Raw genomic sequence first — 17,724 nt, forward strand, 5'->3', positions numbered from 1 at the left:
GAGGTACGGCGGTGGGGACTCCCCGATGCCCGATGGGGCTCTAGGGTGATGCGGCCCAGGCCAGCAGCTTGTCCGCCGGCCAGGTGGTGATGATCCGCTCAACAGGAACGTTGTTTCGGGCCGCCCGTTCGGCACCGTACTGCAGGAAATCCAGCTGCCCGGGTGCGTGGGCATCGCTGTCGATCGAGAACAGGCAGCCGGCCTCCAAAGCCAGCTGGATCAGGGCGTCGGGCGGGTCCTGCCGCTCCGGACGGGAATTGATCTCCACGGCGACGTTGTGCTCAGCGCAGGCGGCAAAAACTTCCTTGGCATCGAATTCCGACGGCGGCCTGGTCCCTCGCGAGCCCTCTACCAGCCGGCCGGTGCAGTGGCCCAGGACGTTGGTCCGGGGGTCGGTGATCCCTCCGAGCATCCGCGTGGTCATGGTCTTGCGGTCAGCGCGCAGCTTGGAATGGACGCTGGCCACCACGATGTCCAACCTGTCCAGCAGCTCCGGTTCCTGGTCCAGCTCTCCCGATTCCAGGATGTCCACCTCGATGCCCGCCAGGAGCCGGGTGGGTCCGCCCTTGCCATTGATGCCCGCCACCACGTCCAGCTGGTCGCGCAGGCGTTCGGGCGAGAGACCGTTGGCGATGGTGAGGTTGGGGGAGTGGTCCGTCAGGGCCAGGTACTCCCGGCCCAGTACCTCCGCGGCGGCCACCATCAGCTCAATGGGGGAGCCGCCGTCGGACCACTCGCTGTGGCTGTGAAGGTCGCCGCGCAACGCCTCCTGGATGTCCGTGCCGCCGGCCGCCAGTGGCTGCGCACCCTTCTCCCGGAGGTCCGCCAGGTACTCGGGCACTTGTCCGTCCACGGCCTCCCGGATCACGGTGTAGGTCCGGTCGCCGATCCCCTTCATGGACTTCAGCCGCCCGGACAGCGCGCGGGACGCCAGTTCGTCCGGATCCAGCGCACCGATGCTGGCGGCAGCCTTGCGGAAGGCCTGCACCTTGAAGGTGGCAGCGCGCCCGCGCTCCAGCCAGAAAGCAATCTCGTTGAGGGCTGTGACGGCATCCATCCGTCCATCTTGGCCCCTGCAATGGCGGAATGGCGGTGTTTTTGGCTGATTTTGGATAATTCCTGCGAAGGCCCTATAGTTGTTGAGTCCAGTTCGGAGAAACGCAAAGGACAAAGACGGAAAGCCTCGCTTGACGCCTTTTATTTTGTGCCGAACGGGTTCTGGCCCCCATCGTCTAGCGGCCTAGGACACCGCCCTTTCACGGCGGCGGCACGGGTTCGAATCCCGTTGGGGGTACGCAAGGAACTGGTCAGGCAGGCTGAAAAAGTCTGGTAGGCTGGAAGCCTTGAAAAAAGCGGTAGAGATACTGCGAAAGCAAGAAACGCAAGGCCCTGTAGCGCAGTTGGTTAGCGCGCCGCCCTGTCACGGCGGAGGTCGCGGGTTCAAGTCCCGTCAGGGTCGCTCTGATTGTTGGAAGCAATTCCGGCTCTCATGGTGACTAGTCACCTAGGCTCTGTAGCTCAGTTGGTAGAGCGTTCGACTGAAAATCGAAAGGTCACCGGATCGACGCCGGTCGGAGCCACCACTGGGAAGCATCAGTTCTTCGGAACTGGTGCTTTTCTTCGTTTAAGGCATGGAATCGTGTGCCATCCACGGGCATCCGTGCGACCCGCGCTTACGCGTCGCCTAGGGCATATGCGGCGCGAAGGTGAGGGTGCACGGCCCGCCTGCGGCGGGCCAGGAATCCCGGCCTCGAACCCTGCGCCCAAGTGTCCGGCATTGCCACCCTTGCCTGGCGGGACGAGCCGGGACTGCACGCGATTCCCCCCCAACTGGCCCGCCGCAGAGCCGCTCTGGCCTCGGCTCAGCCAGTGGCCTGCGCAACATCCGGGCAGGTTGCAACAAAAAAAATTGTCCTTGCCACGAAACATTTGACCTTCGCCAAACCGTTGTGGCACGCGCGCGCATTGGCTTGCGTAAGCGCTTGCACCTTACCCGCCGGTAGGTCTTTCGGGACGGTGAAACAGGGTTTGAAATGGCTGCGGAATGCCCCATAGCGTGGATCGCGGCGAGGGAAAGCATGCTTTCCATCTGCCCGGGGTCCTACCCAGGCCCTGCTGATTCCCGACACACAAAGGCGTCTCCGACGGCACCTGAGGTGTTGCCGGGGCCGCGGATGTTCTCGGGGCAATGGGCACATATGCCCGTCTTCCACGAACAGTTACAACTCCGCGAGAAGAGCAACAATGCACAAGCACCCCCAAAACCGGATGCTGCGGTGGCGCCCCGCCGCCGCAGCATTGGCCGCGGCCGTCGCCGCCTCCGCCTTCCTGGCAGTCCCCTCGGCACAGGCCAACGAGCCGTCCGACCCGCCCGCCGTGCAGCAAATGCCGGCACCCGCTCCAGGCTTCCCCCTCCCGACCGGACACACGCAGCAGGCGTTCGATCCGGCGTCGGACTTCACGTCCAAGTGGACCCGTGCCGACGCCAAGCAGATCATGGCCCAGAGCGACTCGACCGTCACTCCCGGCGCAAACTCCATGAGCCCCGACGTCACCATGCCCGAGATCCCCCAGGATTTCCCTACCATGAACGACGACGTGTGGGTTTGGGACACCTGGTCCCTGACCGACGAGAATGCCAACCAGATCAGCTACAAGGGCTGGGATGTTATCTTCTCCCTGGTGGCGGACCGCCACGCCGGCTACGGCTTCGACCAGCGCCACTGGAACGCCCGGATCGGCTACTTCTTCCGCAAGACCAACGCCGACCCGGCCAAGGACAAGTGGAACTACGGCGGCCACCTGTTCCTGGACAACACATCCATCGGCAACACCGAGTGGTCCGGCTCCTCCCGCCTGATGCAGGGTGACCACGTCAACGTCTTCTACACGGCCACCACGTTCTACGACATCGCCCAGCGTAATGCCGGTGGCGGCGGGATTGCTCCCGATGCTGCGATCGCGAAGGCCTTGGGCAACATCCACGCCGACAAGAATGGCGTCACGTTCGATGGGTTCCAGCACACCAAACTGCTGGAACCGGACGGCAAGATGTACCAGACCAAGGCGCAGAACCCCGGCTTCGCGTTCCGCGACCCCTACACGTTCGTTGACCCGGCCCACCCCGGCAAGACTTACATGGTGTTCGAAGGCAACACCGGCGGCACCCGCGGCGATTACAAGTGCAAGGACGAGGACCTTGGCTACAAGCCGGGCGATCCCCACGCCGAGAACGTCAGTGACGTCCAGAACAGCGGCGCCTACTACCAGACCGCAAACGTTGGCCTCGCCGTGGCCGACAACAAGGACCTCACCAAGTGGTCCTTCCTCCCGCCGATCCTTTCCGCGAACTGCGTGAACGACCAGACTGAACGGCCGCAGATCTTCATCCAGAATGAGGGTGGGAAGAACAAGTACTACCTGTTCACCATCAGCCACCAGTTCACCTATGCAGCCGGTATGCGCGGTCCCGACGGCGTCTACGGCTTCGCGGGCGACGGCATCCGTTCCGACTTCCAGCCGATGAACAACAGCGGCCTGGCCCTGGGATCCCCGACGGACCTCAACCTGGCAGCCAACGCACCGGAGAGCCCGTCCGCTAAGCAGAACGGGCGGCAGTTCCAGGCCTATTCGCACTACGTGCAGCCCGGCGGCCTGGTGCAGTCGTTCATCGACAACGTCAACGGCGTCCGCGGCGGCTCGCTGTCGCCGACCGTGAAGATCAACTTCCGCAACGGCGTATCCCAGGTTGACCGCAGCTTTGGCCGGAACGGCCTCGGCCCGTTCGGCTACCTGCCCACCAACGTCAGGGTAGGCGGCGAGGGCCTCTACAAGTAGGCCGTTTCTTGATCCACCGCCGGTAAATCCGGCCGTATACCGCCCAGGCGGGGATGTCCTTGGGGGCTTCCCCGCCTGGGCCTTTTCCGTCCGGGCGGAAGCTTGGGCGCGGCGCCCCGCAGTGTTTCCGGCGCATCTGTCGCAGGCTGGGGATAGGGTGGAATCAACAGAAGGGGGAGTGCCTGATGGAATACCAGAACCCACAACCCGTGGTGCCAAACCGTCCTGCCGCCAGCCCGGTGACGGGTCCGGGGCCCGGGCGCACCGTAATCTCCGAAACCGCAGTGGCCAAGGTGGCGGGTATCGCGGCACGGTCCGTTCCCGGCGTCTATTCCCTTGGCTCGGGTCCGTCCCGCGCGCTGGGTGCCATCCGGGACGCCGTCGGAAGTTCGGACCATGCGGCCGGAGTCCACGCGGAAGTGGGCGAAACGCAGGTAGCCGTGGACATCACCTTGGTGGCAAGCTACGGGACCCCCTTGCACTCGCTGGCCAATGACGTCCGTGCCGCCGTTTACCGCGCCGTCGAGGAACTGGTGGGCCTGCAGGTCATCGAAGTCAATGTCGAGATCACGGACGTGTACGTGCCGCCGCCGGTCAAGCCGGCGGCTGTGGACCGGGAGGCGTTGCTGTGAACCTCACCGTTGCGGGTACGGCCATGGGCGCCTTCGTGGCCTTCATGTCATTGCAGTTCGGCTTGTGGGGATTCATCGTGTCCCTGCTCTTCATGGCTATCGGTGCCGTCCTGGGCCGCGCCGCCGAGGGGAAGCTGGATCTGCGCGGCGTGATCGATGCCATCATCGGCCGGCGTTCGTCCTCATGAGCTCACCAGCGCCCGTTGCGAGTGGGCAGGCGCTCAGCGGCCACAACCGGATCAGTACCCAGGCATTGACCAGCCTCGCCAAAGCGGCCGCCGCCCAGGCCCTGGGCGTCGAGGCGCAGGACGTGCGGGCGGATTGGACGGACGACGACGGCCTGCTGGCTTTGTCCCTCGTGGCGCCCATCAGCATCCCGCCTTTGGGGTCGGTTGTACTTGATCCCGCGCGGGTCCAGGCATCCGGCGGATCCATCTGGGATCGCACGGTCAAGGCCAAAGCAGTCATTCTGCAGACAGTCTCGGAGCTCAGCGGTTCCAGGCTGAGCCGGGTGGATATCCGCGTCAGCGGGGCAAAGATCAGTACAGGAGGGCGGGTGCAATGAGCGGCAGCGTGGAGAACCGCCGTGCAAGGGCAGGTTCCCGGGGCAGCGACGGGCCGGACATGCGCCGGATCACCTACCGCGAGACGCATTCAACGCGCGCCGCAGTCTCGGTCGTGGCTGCAGCCCTAGTCCTGGTGCTGGCCGCTTACGGCGTCCTCGAATCCGGTGTCCATGCCGTCGGGCAGTCTGCCTGGCTGATTGAACCGCAGGTGGCGGCCCAACGGATCGTGGACCTGCCTTCCGGTGTACCGCCACTGTTGCTGGGAGCGATCGGCGGGGTGCTCGGCATGCTGGGCGTGATCTTCTTCCTCAACGGGATACTTCCGGGACGGCGGGCGCGCCACCAGCTGGCCGGCGGCCGTCGTGGCGGGTCCTCGGCGGCCGTGGTGGACGACGAAGTCGTGGCGTCTTCGATCGCACGCCGTGCCCGGCTGGCTGCGAATGTCACGCCTGAGCAGGTCATGGTGGTGGTCTCCCAGCGCCAGGTCCTGGTGAACGTCCGGCCCACCTCCGGCGTTGCGGTGGACCAGGGGCGCGTCCTTGAAGCCGTCAGCGATGAATTGGACCAGATGCAGCTTCAACCGGCCCCCGTTGCCCGTGTCAACGTGGCCCCGTCCGGGGTGATCGGCGCATGACCAGCACCCCTGCGCTGCTGAACCGGATCCTCCTCACCCTGCTGGGCGTTATCCTGCTGACGGTGGGCCTGCTGCTGGTCTTGCTGGCAGCTGTGCCGGCAACCGGTCCGTGGTGGCACGCCTGGGCCTCCGGGGCATGGGAAGGCATCAACCAGGCTTTCAGTTCCACCCGTTTACCCGGACAGCAGGAAAGCTGGCTGTGGATCGCGGTGGCCTTGGCGCTGCTGGTCCTGATGGGACTCATGGTGGCCTGGATTGCGCAGCAGGGAAAGGGCCGCGCCAACGTCCTTGCGGCCGAGTACGACCCCGGTGACGTTCCCGGCGATGTCCGGATCGGTGGCGGCGTCGCCGAACAGGCGCTCAAGCAGGCCCTTGAGGGGCGTCCGGACCTTGCCGGTTCCACCGTCACCACCTATGACGTGAAGGGCTCACCCGCGCTCAAGGTCCGGCTTTTGCCTCGGCAGGGCGTGGCGCCACACCTGTTGGCTGCCGAGGTATCGGTGCTCCTGGACGCCTTGGACGCTGTGGTGGGCAAGGAGATTCCGGTCCTTATCCACATCGGTGCGGGGGCGCGGACGCGCTTCAGCCGGGCTGAGCGCGTCCGCTGAACGGCAGGCGGGGCCGCCGGCCAGTCCTCCTGCCGGCTCAGTCCCGCAGAAGGTAGACGGTGCAGTCCACGGGAACTTCCCGCATCGCTGCCTGCTCGTTGGCCGGTTCAGGCCTGCTGGAGAGCGCTACGGTGTAACCGCCAGGCACGGGCGCGGAGGCGAAGCCCAGGTTGGACAGGACAATGACATCTCCGTTCCGGAATGCCAGCAGCCCGCTGTCCGGCGCGTGCTCATCTGTCCACTCCACTGTTCCCTTGCCAAGGTGGTGCGCAGACCTGAACGCAATAGCGGCCCGGTAGAGCTCAAGGGTTGAACCTGCCTCGCCGTCCTGCTGGTCCGCGGCCAGGGGGCCGAAGCTTTCAGGCTGCGGGAGCCAAGGCGCCTGGCCGGAGGGACCGGCGGAGAACCCGAACCCCGGTTCGCCCTGGGCCCATGGCAGCGGGACGCGGCACCCGTCGCGGCCGATCTCGGCTCCCTTGGTCCTGAAGAATGTCGGGTCCTGCCTGGCCGAGTCGGGAAGGGTGGTGTGTTCCGGGAGCCCCAACTCCTCGCCCTGGTAGAGGTAGGCCGAACCCGGCAATGCCAGTGCAACCAGGGTGGCGGCGCGTGCGCGGGCGAGGCCCAAGGCAGCGTCCGGTTGTTCGTCGCCGGCACCAATGCCCTTCGGGAACGTGGTCGGATCCTTGAGTCCGAACCTTGTGCTGTGCCGGACCGTGTCGTGGTTGCTGAGCACCCAGGTGCACGGCGCGCCCACGGAAGCGGCCGCTGCCAAGGACGCGTTGATGGCGCCAGCCATCCGCTCGGCGTCCCAGCCGGCCAGCAGGAAATCAAAATTGAAGGCCTGTTGCATCTCATCCGGCCTGACGTACCTGGCCAGGCGTTCGGCCGGTTCAACCCAGGCCTCCGCCACCATCATCCGGTCCCCTCCGTATTCGGCCAGGACCCGGTTCCAGTCACGGTAGATCTCATGCACGCCATCCTGGTCGAAGAAGGGCGATGGCGGGTACATCGGTGAGACGGCCCGGTGCGGTTCCTCGGCATCGGTGTGGGCATGGGGAGCGTCTCCGGGCAGGTGGCTTTCCCTGCGCGGACCCGTTGTTCCTTCCACCATGGCCGCGGCTCCGTCCCAGTCAGGGAGGCCTGCCTCTTTGACCAGTCCGTGGGCCACGTCCACCCGGAAGCCGTCCGCCCCGCGGTCCAGCCAGAAACGCAGCACGGAGCGCATCTCCTCCTGTACTTCCGGGTTTTCCCAGTTCAGGTCGGGTTGCCTGGTGTCGAACAAGTGCAGGTACCACTGGCCGGGTGAGCCGTCAGCGTTGGTAAGGCGGCTCCATGCCGGTCCGCCGAAGATGGATTTCCAATTGTTGGGCGCCAGCCGGCCATCCCCCGATCCCGGCACCTCGTCTTTGCCGTCACGGAAGATGTACCGTTCCCGTTCCGGGCTTCCCGGGCCTGCCCGCAGCGCCGCCTGGAACCAGGCGTGTTCGTCGGAAGTGTGGTTTGGGACCAGGTCAACGATGACTTTCAGGCCGCGGCGGTGAGCTTCCTGCAACATCGCGTCGAAATCCGCCAAGGTGCCGAAGAGCGGATCCACCTGGCGGTAGTCGGCGACGTCGTAACCGCCGTCGGCCTGGGGCGACTTGTAAAAGGGAGAGAGCCAGACAGCGTCCACTCCCAGCTTTTCCAGGTAGGGGAGCCGCTGCAGGACGCCCCGCAAATCGCCCATTCCATCGCCATTGCCGTCGGCGAAGGACCGGGGGTAAATCTGGTAGACGACCGCGTCCGCCCACCATGCGGAGGGTACGGAACGGGGTACCGGAACGGACGGGTTGGGCATTTGGTTCCCCTAAGATAACTTTTTGATGTAAACGCTTGCATTCGAGACAGCAACCTTACTAGTGTGATGGTCACCACATCAACCTCACCTACAAGCGCACTGTCGACTTACTTGTCACTCAGCGAGGAGCTTCAAGCTAATGAAAACCCCGAGATTCCTGCTTCCGGCCGCCACGGCCGGCATTCTGGCCCTGACGTTGTCCGCCTGCGGTGGCGGCGGAGGGGGCACCACCGGCGGCGGGGGAGGCAGCGATGCTGACGCCAACCTCGACGGCCGCGGCCCCATCACGTATGTCCAGGGCAAGGACAACAGCAACGTCGTCCGCCCGCTCATTGACAAGTGGAATGCCGCGCACCCGAATGAAAAGGTCACCTTCAAGGAGCAGACCGACCAGGCCGACCAGCAGCATGATGACCTGGTCCAGCACTTCCAGGCCAAGCAGTCCGACTACGACGTTGTTGACGTAGACGTTGTCTGGACCGCGGAGTTTGCGGCCAAGGGCTGGCTGCAGCCGCTGAAGGACAAGATGGCGATCGACACCAGCGCCATGCTGAAGCCCACCGTGGACAGCGCCACCTACAAGGGCACCCTGTACGCGGCCCCGCAAACCTCTGACGGCGGCATCCTGTACTACCGCAAGGACCTGGTTCCCACGCCTCCCAAGACCTGGGACGAGATGATGAGCATGTGCTCCATCGCCAAGCAGAACAACATTGGTTGCTACGCCGGCCAGTTCAGCAAGTATGAAGGCCTGACCGTCAACGCATCCGAGGCCATCAACTCCGCAGGCGGCTCAGTCCTGGACAAGGACGGCAAGCCCAGCGTGAACACGCCGGAAGCGAAGGCCGGCCTGGGCAACCTGGCCAAGGCCTACGCTGACGGGAACATCCCCAAGGAAGCCATCACGTACAAGGAAGAGGACAGCCGCCAGGCATTCCAGAGCGGAAAGCTCCTGTTCCTGCGCAACTGGCCCTACGCCTTCAACCTGATCACCACCGAAGGATCTTCGGCTGTGAAGGACAAGACCGGCCTTGCGGCACTCCCCGGCAAGAGCGGTCCGGGTGCGTCCTCGCTGGGCGGTCACAACCTCGCCACCAGCGTGTACTCCAAGAACAAGGCCACCGCACTGGACTTCATGAAGTTCATGACCTCCGCGGAGACCGAGAAGTTCTACGCGACCCAGGGCTCCCTGGCTCCGGTCCTCGGCTCGCTGTATGAAGACCAGGAACTGGTTTCCAAGCTGCCCTACCTGCCGGTCCTGAAGACGTCCATCGAGAACGCCGTACCGCGTCCCGTAACGCCTTTCTACCCGGCTGTCACCAAGGCAATCCAAGATAATGCCTACTCCGCTATCAAGGGAGAAAAGACAGTGGACGCTGCACTTTCCGACATGCAGAACGCCATCCAATCCGCCGGTGCAGGATCGTAGTCCTGCCATGGCAACCGAACTAGGCCCGACGCCGGTTAAGTCACCGGCGTCGGGCGCTGCCCCTGTCCATCACGCGCCCAAGGGCGTAGGGGAAGACAACAGGATCGCAAGCCAGGGTCGCTGGGCGTCCTGGCTGCTCGCCCCGACCATCGTGGCCCTGGGCATTGTGATCGTGTACCCCATCGTCAGCGCCATCGTGATGTCCTTCCAGAAGGACGCCGGCCTGGATCCCGCCACCGGCCTGTTCACGGCCGGCGGCTCGGCCGGCATCCAAAACTATGTCAACTGGCTGGCGCAGCAGTGCTCCGCGCCCGCCGGCGGTACCGTGGCCTGCCCGCCAGGCACCCTGGGCGGCCAGTTCTGGTCCGCCACTGCCACGACCTTCTTCTTCACCATCGTGACGGTGACGCTGGAAACGGTGCTGGGGTTCTGGATGGCCGTGATCATGGCCCGGACCTTCCGCGGCCGGAGCCTCGTCCGCGCGGCCGTCCTGGTGCCGTGGGCCATCCCCACGGCTGTGACGGCAAAGCTCTGGTTCTTCATCTTCGCTTTCGAGGGGATCGCCAACAAGCTGTTCAACACCACCATCCTGTGGACCGGCAGCGAGTGGCCGGCCAAGTGGGCCGTCATTATTGCCGACGTCTGGAAGACCACGCCGTTCATGGCACTGCTGATCCTTGCAGGCCTGCAGATGATTCCGGCCGAAGTCTATGAGGCGGCCAAGGTGGACGGTGCGTCCGCGTGGCAGCGGTTCCGGCTCATCACCTTGCCGCTGGTCAAGCCGGCGCTGATGGTGGCGATCCTGTTCCGTACCCTGGATGCGCTGCGCATGTTTGACCTCCCGTACATCCTTACCGGCGGCGCGAACAACACCACCACGCTGTCCATCCTGGTCATCAACCAGATCAGGCAGGGCTTCAATTCCGCGGCGGCGTTGTCCACCATCACGTTCATCATCATCTTCCTCGTCGCCTTCATCTTTGTCCGCTTCCTCGGGGCAAATGTGGTTGAGCAGAGCGGCGCAACCGGAAAGGGGAAGAAATGACCACGGCAACAGCAGACGCCACCGCGCTGCGGGCGCGCCAGGACAAGGGCCGCAAAACTGCCCAGAACCGGGAAAAGTGGGCCCAAGGCAGGACCTACATCAGTGCAGTAGTCGTCCTGATCTGGTGCCTTGCGCCGGCCTACTGGATGGTGGTCACCGCCTTCCGCGAGGTCGGGTTCACGTACGACACCTCGATCCTGCCCACCCATGTCACCATGGACAACTTCATCACCGCCTTCGATACGTCCTTCGGCAACAGGTTCGGACAGGCACTGCTGAACAGTGTGTTCATTGGCGGCGTGGTGACGGTGGTGTCTCTGGTGATCGGCGTGTTCGCCGCCTACGCCCTGGCCCGGTTGAATTTCCGGTTCAAGTACCTGGTGCTCGGTTTCATCCTGGGGGCTTCCATGTTCCCGGGCGTTGCCCTGATCACCCCGCTTTTCCAGCTGTTCACCAACATCGGCTGGATGGGCACCTACCAGGCGCTGATTATCCCCAACATCTCCTTTGTGCTCCCGCTGACGGTCTACACCATGACCTCGTTCTTCCGTGAAATGCCGTGGGAGCTGGAGGAATCGGCCCGCGTTGATGGCTGCACCCAGGGTCAGGCCTTCCGAAAGGTCATCATGCCCCTGGCGGCGCCGGCGATCTTCACCACGGCAATCCTGGCGTTCATTTCCTCCTGGAATGAGTTCCTGATTGCCAGCCAGCTCTCCAGCGACGCAACGCAGCCGGTGACAGTGGCAATCGCCAACTTCGCCGGTGCACAGCCAAACCAGATCCCGTACACGGCCATCATGGCCGCCGGCACCATTGTCACCATTCCGCTGGTGATCCTGGTCCTGGTCTTCCAGCGCAAGATCGTCGCCGGCCTCACGGCAGGTGCGGTCAAGTGACGGAGCACGGTTCCCGCCCCCGCACACCAGCGGGGGCGGGCAACCGCAGCCGGCTGGTCAGGTCGGGCGAGGATTTCGACATCATCATCGGTTTCCTTGGTTTTTGGGCAGTGGTCCTCCTGGCGGTCACTGTGTGGATGGAAATCACTGCGCAGCCGGCCATCGGCTGGGCATTGGGCCTGCTGGCAACCCTGCTCGCCCTGTACGGAATGGTGCGCCTGCGGCGTAAGCTCCCGGCCCGCAAGTAGGCGCATCCACAACAGCGGTCCCCGCCACAGTTACCACTGCCCGGCCGCGGAATGGAAAAATACGAGGCTTGGGGGTAAACGCAGGGCCAGCCCGGCCCTACGCCGCGCAGGAGTTATGAGGGGACACGGTGGCACGGACAACGGAAAGGTCCCAACGGGGCGGCCATAACGGCGTCAGCATCGAGGACGTGGCAGCGGCCGCCGGAGTCTCAACCGCAACCGTCTCCCGCGCCGTACGTGGTTTGCCCCGCGTTTCGCCGGCCACCAGGGAGAAGATCCTCGAAGTCGCTGGAAACCTGGGCTACGTGGCATCGTCCTCCGCTTCCGGCCTGGCGACGGGACGCACCAAGACCATTGGCGTCCTGGCGCCGTTCGTGAGCCGCTGGTTCTTCTCCAAGGCCATTGAGGGTGCGGACCGCGAGCTTCACGCCCGGCATTACAACCTCTCCCTGTTCAATCTCGGCGGCCACGGCAGCAACCGCGAGCGGCTCTTCAGCAAGACCATGGTCTACAAGCAGATCGATGCCCTGCTGGTGCTCTGTATGGCGCTCAGCCACGAAGAAATCGAACACCTGCAAAAAATCGACATTCCGCTGGTGGTGGTGGGCGGCCACGTCGAAGAGTGCCCCTACATCGGCATTGACGATTACGCGGCGGCCTCAACCGCGGTCCGGCACTTGATCGACCTGGGCCACCGGGACATCGCGTTGCTGCACGGCGACGACGAGACCGACCTTAACTTCGACGTTCCGAGGGTGCGTATCCTGGCGTTCAAGGACGTCATGGCCGCCGCAGGCCTTGCTACCCGGCCGGAATGGGACGAATGGGGCGACTTCACGGTGCGCAGCGGCCAGGAAGCCTTCCGCCGCCTTTGGTCAGGGTCCGGGCCAAAGCCCACGGCGATCTTCTGCGCCTCCGACGAAATGGCCATGGGGGTCATCTTCGAAGCCAACCGCCTCGGCGTCAACATCCCCGCCGAACTGTCAGTGGTGGGGATCGACAACCACGACTTCGCGGAGGCCATGGGCCTCACCACCGTTGGACAACGTCCGGACGAGCAGGCCGAACTGGCCACCAAGATGCTTCTGGACGAACTGGACGGGGACATCGGCTCCGTCCGGTCCGCCGTCGCGCCGCATGAACTGATCATCCGGCGAACCACCGCGCCCCCCAAGGGCTGAAACGGCCTCAGGAAGCGCGGGCAAGCTGCCGGATGGGGATCCAGCGCGAGGCGAGCCTGCGGTAGGCGGCCGCGGCGCCGGTCATGTCGCCCTCAGCCAGGCACTCGATCCCCAGCCTGATGTCCATGGGTGATTCGTCCGGGTACACCTTGTCTGCGACGGCACCGTAGTCCAGCTCCACCATGGAGTCCACGTGGAACAGCTCCAGCCATTCGGTCAGCTGTGCCAGGTCGTCAAGCATGTCCAGGTCCGGGGCGGCCAGCGCCAGGTTGGCCACGGCATAGCGGGCCCGCTCCAAGGCATCTGTGATCGGCGCCCAGACGCGGACCGTAAGGATGCGGCCGGCGGCTTCCACTACGTCCTTGCGGTCGGACTCCATGAACAGCGAGAACCAACTGAACGGGATGCCCCAGGTGGAGGCCCGCGTATGCACGCGGACGGATCCGTCCCGTGCCTTCATCAGGTCGATCCGCTCCTGGTGCCGGTCGCGCTGTTCCTCAGGGATCAGCAAGCTCCGCCAGCGGGCCGTGGATCCCTTCCATCAGGGCATTGGCGGCCAGCCCGGCGCGCAGGACCAGCTGGCTGGGGCAGTACAGCAACACTGGCGCGGTGCCGGCGGCAGCGCCGTCGTCGGCCGTTCCGCCGTCCGGTGCCGGCGCGGTGGTGACGCGCACCAGGTCGGTGCGCCCGGTGGGAAACGGGTCACCGCCGGAGCGGGTGATCCGTCCCAGCGAGGCCAGCAGTTCAGCGTTTTCGACGGCGGCACGGGACGCGGCGCGCTCGGCGGCGGCCTGGAGGGCAGGGCGTTGTTCCGCCGGAAAGGCGTCCAAGGGTTCGTAGACGCGGAGCGTCGAAGAAAATGGCAGGCCTGCCTGGCCCCGGTAGAGGTTTCCCGTCATGACGGTCTCCTTGGATGGGCGCAGGGGGCTGTCATCAGTCCGCCAGGTCTACCAGCACGGGTGCGTGATCCGAGGCGCCTTTGCCTTTGCGTTCCTCGCGGTCGATGGAGGCGCCGGTGACCCGGGCCGCCAAGGCAGGGGAGGCCAGGATGAAGTCGATCCGCATGCCCTCCTTCTTGGGGAACCGGAGCTGGGTGTAGTCCCAGTACGTGTAGACGCCCGGGCCCGGGGTATAGGGGCGCACGACGTCGGTGAAGCCGGCGGACTCGAAGGCATGGAACGCCGCACGCTCCGGCGGACTGACGTGGGTGTAGCGGTTGTTGACGAACAAGTCGATGTCCCAGACGTCGTCGTCGAACGGGGCGATGTTCCAGTCGCCCATCAAGGCGACCTGCGCCTGCGGGTTGTCCGTGACCAGGCCCTGGGCGTGCGTTTTCAGGCTTTCCAGCCACTTGAGCTTGTAAGGCATGTGTTCGTCGTCCAGTGAACGCCCGTTGGGGACATACAGGCTCCAGACCCTGACGCCGCCGCAGGTGGCAGCCATGGCGCGGGCCTCCTGGACGGGGTCCTTGCCGGCCTTGCCGAACGAGGGCTGGTCCAGGAACGTCCGCTCCACGTCCTCCAGTCCAACGCGGGAGGCGATGGCCACACCGTTCCACTGGTTGACGCCGAAGTGGGCAACCTCGTAGCCCATCCGTTCGAAGAGCTTCCACGGGAAGTTCTCGTCCTTGCACTTGGTCTCCTGGATGGCCAGGACATCGCAGTCGCTGCGCTGGAGCCAGGCTTCAACACGGTCGGCGCGGGCACGGAGCGAATTCACATTCCAGGTAGCTATCTTCACGGTTCCTAACTTACCTTGGGAGCCGTGCGCCGGGTAAAGCTTCCCGCCGGCCCGGGCGGTACCGCGCATGCGGTTGGTCCCAAGCATGACGCGGCGGGTATATTCGCAACCAGAATGACCTGGATCACTCATCCGGCCACCATGCGAAGGAGCAGCCAGCCGATGACCGCAGCCAAGGGAATGGATGGTGCCGCCGGCGACGGGCACCCGGAAGTACTGTTTGAACGCCGCGGCCGGCTGGGAGTGGTAACGCTCAACCGGCCTAAGGCCGTGAACGCACTCACCACCGGCATGGTGGACGTGATGCTCCGGCAGCTGACAGCGTGGGCCGGGGACCACGACGTCGCCACCATCCTGGTGCAGGGCGCCGGGGAGCGTGGCCTCTGTGCCGGCGGCGACATTGTGGCCATCTATGAGGACATGCTGCACGGCGGAACCCGGACGGCTGGTTTCTGGCAGGCCGAATACCGCCTGAACTCCCTGATCGCCCGGTATCCCAAGCCGTTCGTCGCCTTTATGGACGGCCTGGTCCTCGGCGGCGGGGTGGGGATCTCCGCCCATGGGAGCGTCCGGGTGGTTACGGAGCGGACCAGGATGGGCATGCCCGAAACCACCATCGGGTTCGCCCCGGACGTCGGTGGCACGTACCTGCTCTCGCACGCACCCGGCGAGGCTGGAACGCACGCTGCCCTGACCGGCGCGCATCTTGGCGCCGGCGATGCGGTGTTCCTCGGCCTGGCGGACCACTACATACCGTCAGGATCGCTGCCGGACCTGGCGGCCGCACTTGAGGACCATAGCCCGGAAGACGTCGTCGAACGGTATGCCGAGCCCGCCCCGGCCTCGCTGCTCGCCGGGCAGCGTGACTGGATCGACGCCTGCTACGCCTCGGATGACGCAGCCGGGATCGTCCGGAGCCTCCGGGAGTGGGCCGGGCCCGGGAAGGAGGGCGCGGCGGAGGCGGCCGACACGATTGAAGCGAAGTCACCCACCTCCGTCAAAGTCACCCTGGCGTCGCTGCGCCGGGCCGCGGCGTTGACCCTGGATGAAGCGCTGGCCCAGGAGTACCGTGCCGGGATCCGATTCCTGGCCGGTCCCGACTTCCGCGAAGGCATCCGCGCCCAAGTTGTGGACAAGGACAGGAATCCGCAGTGGAAACCGGCAACTTTGGCTGACGTGCTTCCAGGCCAGGTGGACAGGTTCTTCGAACCGCTCGAGGGCGGAGAGCTGGACCTGCATACGGAACTTGCACCCGAGGAGGCGGACCATGCCTGAGAAAGGAACCGTGGCTTTCCTCGGCTTGGGGCACATGGGCGGTCCCATGGCCGCGAACCTGGTCCGGGCCGGCTACGCGGTGGTTGGTTTCGACGTGGTGCCTGCCGCCGTCCAAACGGCACGGGAACATGGTGTGCCGGTCGCGGCCAGCGCGGATGGGGCCGTAGCCGGGGCCGACGTCGTGGTGACCATGTTCCCCAGCGGCGGACACGTCCTGGACGCCTACCGCGGCGACGCCGGACAACCCGGATTGTTGGCTGCGGCTCCGCCGGGCACCATGTTCCTTGACTGCTCCACCATCAACGTCGATGAGGCACGGGAAGCCGCGCGCCTGGCCGGTGAAGCGGGCCACCGTTCCGTCGACGCGCCTGTTTCGGGCGGCGTGGTTGGCGCCGAAGCAGCGACGTTGACGTTCATGGCCGGCGGCGAAGCGCAGGACTTCGAGTCGGTGCGGCCGCTCCTGGAGGTAATGGGCAAACGCGTGGTCCATTGCGGCGGCCACGGCGCGGGCCAGGCCGCCAAGATCTGCAACAACCTCATCCTGGGCGTTTCCATGATCGCGGTCAGCGAGGCTTTTGTCCTCGGCGAAAAGCTGGGGCTGAGCCACCAGGCCCTGTTCGACGTCGCCTCCGCGGCCTCGGGCCAGTGCTGGGCGCTCACCACCAACTGCCCGGTACCGGGACCCGTCCCCTCCAGCCCGGCCAACAGGGACTACCAGCCGGGCTTTACGGCGGCGCTGATGGCCAAAGACCTCAGCCTGGCGGTCAACGCCCTCAACAGCACGGGAGCGGCGGGACAGATGGGGGCGCTCGCCGCCCGCATCTACGATACGTTTGCCGCGGAGGGCGGCGCCGGCCGCGACTTCTCCGCCATCATCACGGATATCCGCGGCAGCGCGGAACCGGCTGCCGCGGACACCACGGCGGCGGCAACAGGAACGGACGCAACGGGCCGGAGCCGGACCACGGCAGCACACGACGACGGGAGCCCCGAATGACTGAATACGCCAACATCCTGGTGGAGCGACAAGGCAGGGTGGGGCTGGTGACCCTCAACCGGCCATCGGCGTTGAATGCGCTCAACAAAGCCACCATGGAAGAACTGGTCGCCGCCGTGACCGCGATGGACTCCGATCCGGGCGTAGGCGCCGTGGTGATCACGGGCTCGGCCAAGGCGTTTGCTGCCGGAGCCGACATCAAGGAGATGGCCGACCAGGGCTACATGGACATGTACACCGCGGACTGGTTCCGCGGCTGGGAGGACTTCACCCGGCTGCGGATCCCCACCATCGCGGCGGTGTCCGGGTTCGCCCTGGGCGGCGGCTGCGAGCTCGCGATGATGTGCGACCTCATTATTGCGGGGGACAACGCCAAATTCGGCCAGCCGGAAATCAACCTTGCCGTACTTCCCGGGATGGGAGGTTCGCAGCGGCTCACCCGCGCGATCGGCAAGGCCAAGGCCATGGACCTGATCCTCACCGGCAGGTTCATCGGCGCCGAGGAAGCGGACCGGTGCGGACTGGTCTCCCGGGTTGTCCCGGCTGAGGAAGTGGTGTCAGAGGCCCTCAAGGCAGCCGGGCTGATCGCCGCCAAGTCGAAGCCCGCTGCCATGGCTGCGAAGGAAGCCGTGAATGCAGCCTTCGAAACCGGGCTGGCCCAAGGGGTCCTGTTTGAACGGAGGCTCTTCCACTCGCTGTTCGCCACCGAAGACCAAAAGGAAGGGATGGCGGCGTTCGCAGAAAAGCGTGAGCCGCAGTTCAAGCACCGGTGACCCCGGGACGCGCTGTCCGGGACTTT

17 protein-coding genes, 3 tRNA genes and 1 pseudogene are annotated in these 17,724 nt (G+C 65.4%); 17 read left to right on the forward strand and 4 right to left on the reverse strand.

Annotated elements, in window-relative coordinates:
* Positions 1-40 precede the first annotated feature (40 nt).
* On the reverse strand, positions 41-1,057 hold the full coding sequence (locus ACX5I6_RS07550) for a PHP domain-containing protein (RefSeq protein ID WP_461840047.1): 1,017 nt from the start codon (positions 1,055-1,057) through the stop codon (positions 41-43).
* A gap of 164 nt (positions 1,058-1,221) precedes the next feature.
* Between ACX5I6_RS07550 and ACX5I6_RS07555 the strand changes: the two genes are divergently transcribed.
* From ACX5I6_RS07555 to ACX5I6_RS07595, 9 genes are all read left to right on the forward strand, one after another.
* Positions 1,222-1,294: transfer RNA gene (locus ACX5I6_RS07555), tRNA-Glu, on the forward strand.
* Positions 1,295-1,385: 91 nt separating this feature from the next.
* Positions 1,386-1,459: transfer RNA gene (locus ACX5I6_RS07560), tRNA-Asp, on the forward strand.
* A gap of 48 nt (positions 1,460-1,507) precedes the next feature.
* A tRNA-Phe gene (locus tag ACX5I6_RS07565) sits at positions 1,508-1,583 on the forward strand.
* 661 nt (positions 1,584-2,244) lie between these two features.
* Entirely contained in the window at positions 2,245-3,837 is a 1,593-nt protein-coding gene (locus ACX5I6_RS07570; protein ID WP_461840048.1) for a glycoside hydrolase family 68 protein, read from the forward strand.
* 185 nt (positions 3,838-4,022) lie between these two features.
* On the forward strand, positions 4,023-4,469 hold the full coding sequence (locus ACX5I6_RS07575; RefSeq protein WP_285247262.1) for an Asp23/Gls24 family envelope stress response protein: 447 nt from the start codon (positions 4,023-4,025) through the stop codon (positions 4,467-4,469).
* On the forward strand, positions 4,466-4,657 hold the full coding sequence (locus ACX5I6_RS07580) for a hypothetical protein (protein WP_461840049.1): 192 nt from the start codon (positions 4,466-4,468) through the stop codon (positions 4,655-4,657). The genes ACX5I6_RS07575 and ACX5I6_RS07580 overlap by 4 nt, the downstream gene beginning before the upstream one ends.
* Entirely contained in the window at positions 4,654-5,034 is a 381-nt protein-coding gene (locus ACX5I6_RS07585; RefSeq protein WP_461840050.1) for a hypothetical protein, read from the forward strand. The genes ACX5I6_RS07580 and ACX5I6_RS07585 overlap by 4 nt, the downstream gene beginning before the upstream one ends.
* Entirely contained in the window at positions 5,031-5,669 is a 639-nt protein-coding gene (locus ACX5I6_RS07590) for a hypothetical protein (RefSeq protein ID WP_461840051.1), read from the forward strand. The genes ACX5I6_RS07585 and ACX5I6_RS07590 overlap by 4 nt, the downstream gene beginning before the upstream one ends.
* Complete coding sequence (locus tag ACX5I6_RS07595) at positions 5,666-6,277, forward strand: hypothetical protein (protein ID WP_461840052.1); 612 nt, start codon at positions 5,666-5,668, stop codon at positions 6,275-6,277. Before ACX5I6_RS07590 ends, ACX5I6_RS07595 begins: the two co-directional genes overlap by 4 nt.
* 37 nt (positions 6,278-6,314) lie before the next feature.
* On the opposite strand, the gene ACX5I6_RS07600 is transcribed toward ACX5I6_RS07595, so the two are convergent.
* A complete protein-coding gene (locus ACX5I6_RS07600; protein WP_461840053.1) occupies positions 6,315-8,114 on the reverse strand; it encodes a glycoside hydrolase family 13 protein in 1,800 nt (599 codons plus the stop codon).
* 139 nt (positions 8,115-8,253) lie between these two features.
* On the opposite strand from ACX5I6_RS07600, the gene ACX5I6_RS07605 reads away from it, so the two are divergent.
* The 5 genes from ACX5I6_RS07605 (at position 8,254) to ACX5I6_RS07625 (ending at position 12,913) form a co-directional block, all read left to right on the forward strand.
* Positions 8,254-9,543 carry an ABC transporter substrate-binding protein gene (locus ACX5I6_RS07605; protein ID WP_461840054.1) on the forward strand — a complete coding sequence of 430 codons (1,290 nt, stop codon included), beginning with the start codon at positions 8,254-8,256 and terminating at the stop codon, positions 9,541-9,543.
* A 7-nt stretch (positions 9,544-9,550) separates the two neighbouring features.
* On the forward strand, positions 9,551-10,588 hold the full coding sequence (locus ACX5I6_RS07610; protein WP_461840055.1) for a carbohydrate ABC transporter permease: 1,038 nt from the start codon (positions 9,551-9,553) through the stop codon (positions 10,586-10,588).
* The gene (locus tag ACX5I6_RS07615; RefSeq protein WP_018763099.1) at positions 10,585-11,484 is read left to right on the forward strand and encodes a carbohydrate ABC transporter permease; all 900 of its coding nucleotides are present in this window, start codon (positions 10,585-10,587) and stop codon (positions 11,482-11,484) included. Before ACX5I6_RS07610 ends, ACX5I6_RS07615 begins: the two co-directional genes overlap by 4 nt.
* Positions 11,481-11,732 (forward strand): hypothetical protein, encoded by a 252-nt coding sequence (locus tag ACX5I6_RS07620; RefSeq protein ID WP_285247269.1) that lies wholly within the window; start codon positions 11,481-11,483, stop codon positions 11,730-11,732. Before ACX5I6_RS07615 ends, ACX5I6_RS07620 begins: the two co-directional genes overlap by 4 nt.
* Positions 11,733-11,860: 128 nt before the next feature.
* A complete protein-coding gene (locus ACX5I6_RS07625) occupies positions 11,861-12,913 on the forward strand; it encodes a LacI family DNA-binding transcriptional regulator (protein ID WP_461840056.1) in 1,053 nt (350 codons plus the stop codon).
* Positions 12,914-12,920: 7 nt separating this feature from the next.
* On the opposite strand, the pseudogene ACX5I6_RS07630 reads toward ACX5I6_RS07625, so the two are convergent.
* Positions 12,921-13,812 (reverse strand): annotated as a pseudogene (locus tag ACX5I6_RS07630) (hypothetical protein).
* A 34-nt stretch (positions 13,813-13,846) separates the two neighbouring features.
* On the reverse strand, positions 13,847-14,653 hold the full coding sequence (locus ACX5I6_RS07635) for an exodeoxyribonuclease III (protein ID WP_461840057.1): 807 nt from the start codon (positions 14,651-14,653) through the stop codon (positions 13,847-13,849).
* Between the two features lie 162 nt (positions 14,654-14,815).
* Between ACX5I6_RS07635 and ACX5I6_RS07640 the strand changes: the two genes are divergently transcribed.
* Genes ACX5I6_RS07640 through ACX5I6_RS07650 form a run of 3 tightly spaced genes read left to right on the forward strand, consistent with a single transcriptional unit; the run spans position 14,816 to position 17,698 of the window.
* The gene (locus ACX5I6_RS07640; protein WP_285247273.1) at positions 14,816-15,928 is read left to right on the forward strand and encodes an enoyl-CoA hydratase/isomerase family protein; all 1,113 of its coding nucleotides are present in this window, start codon (positions 14,816-14,818) and stop codon (positions 15,926-15,928) included.
* Positions 15,921-16,925 carry a 3-hydroxyisobutyrate dehydrogenase gene (mmsB, locus tag ACX5I6_RS07645; protein ID WP_461840058.1) on the forward strand — a complete coding sequence of 335 codons (1,005 nt, stop codon included), beginning with the start codon at positions 15,921-15,923 and terminating at the stop codon, positions 16,923-16,925. Before ACX5I6_RS07640 ends, mmsB begins: the two co-directional genes overlap by 8 nt.
* A complete protein-coding gene (locus ACX5I6_RS07650) occupies positions 16,922-17,698 on the forward strand; it encodes an enoyl-CoA hydratase (RefSeq protein WP_285247275.1) in 777 nt (258 codons plus the stop codon). The genes mmsB and ACX5I6_RS07650 overlap by 4 nt, the downstream gene beginning before the upstream one ends.
* Positions 17,699-17,724 lie beyond the last annotated feature (26 nt).

The sequence above is a fragment of the Arthrobacter sp. MMS24-T111 genome (assembly GCF_054888995.1).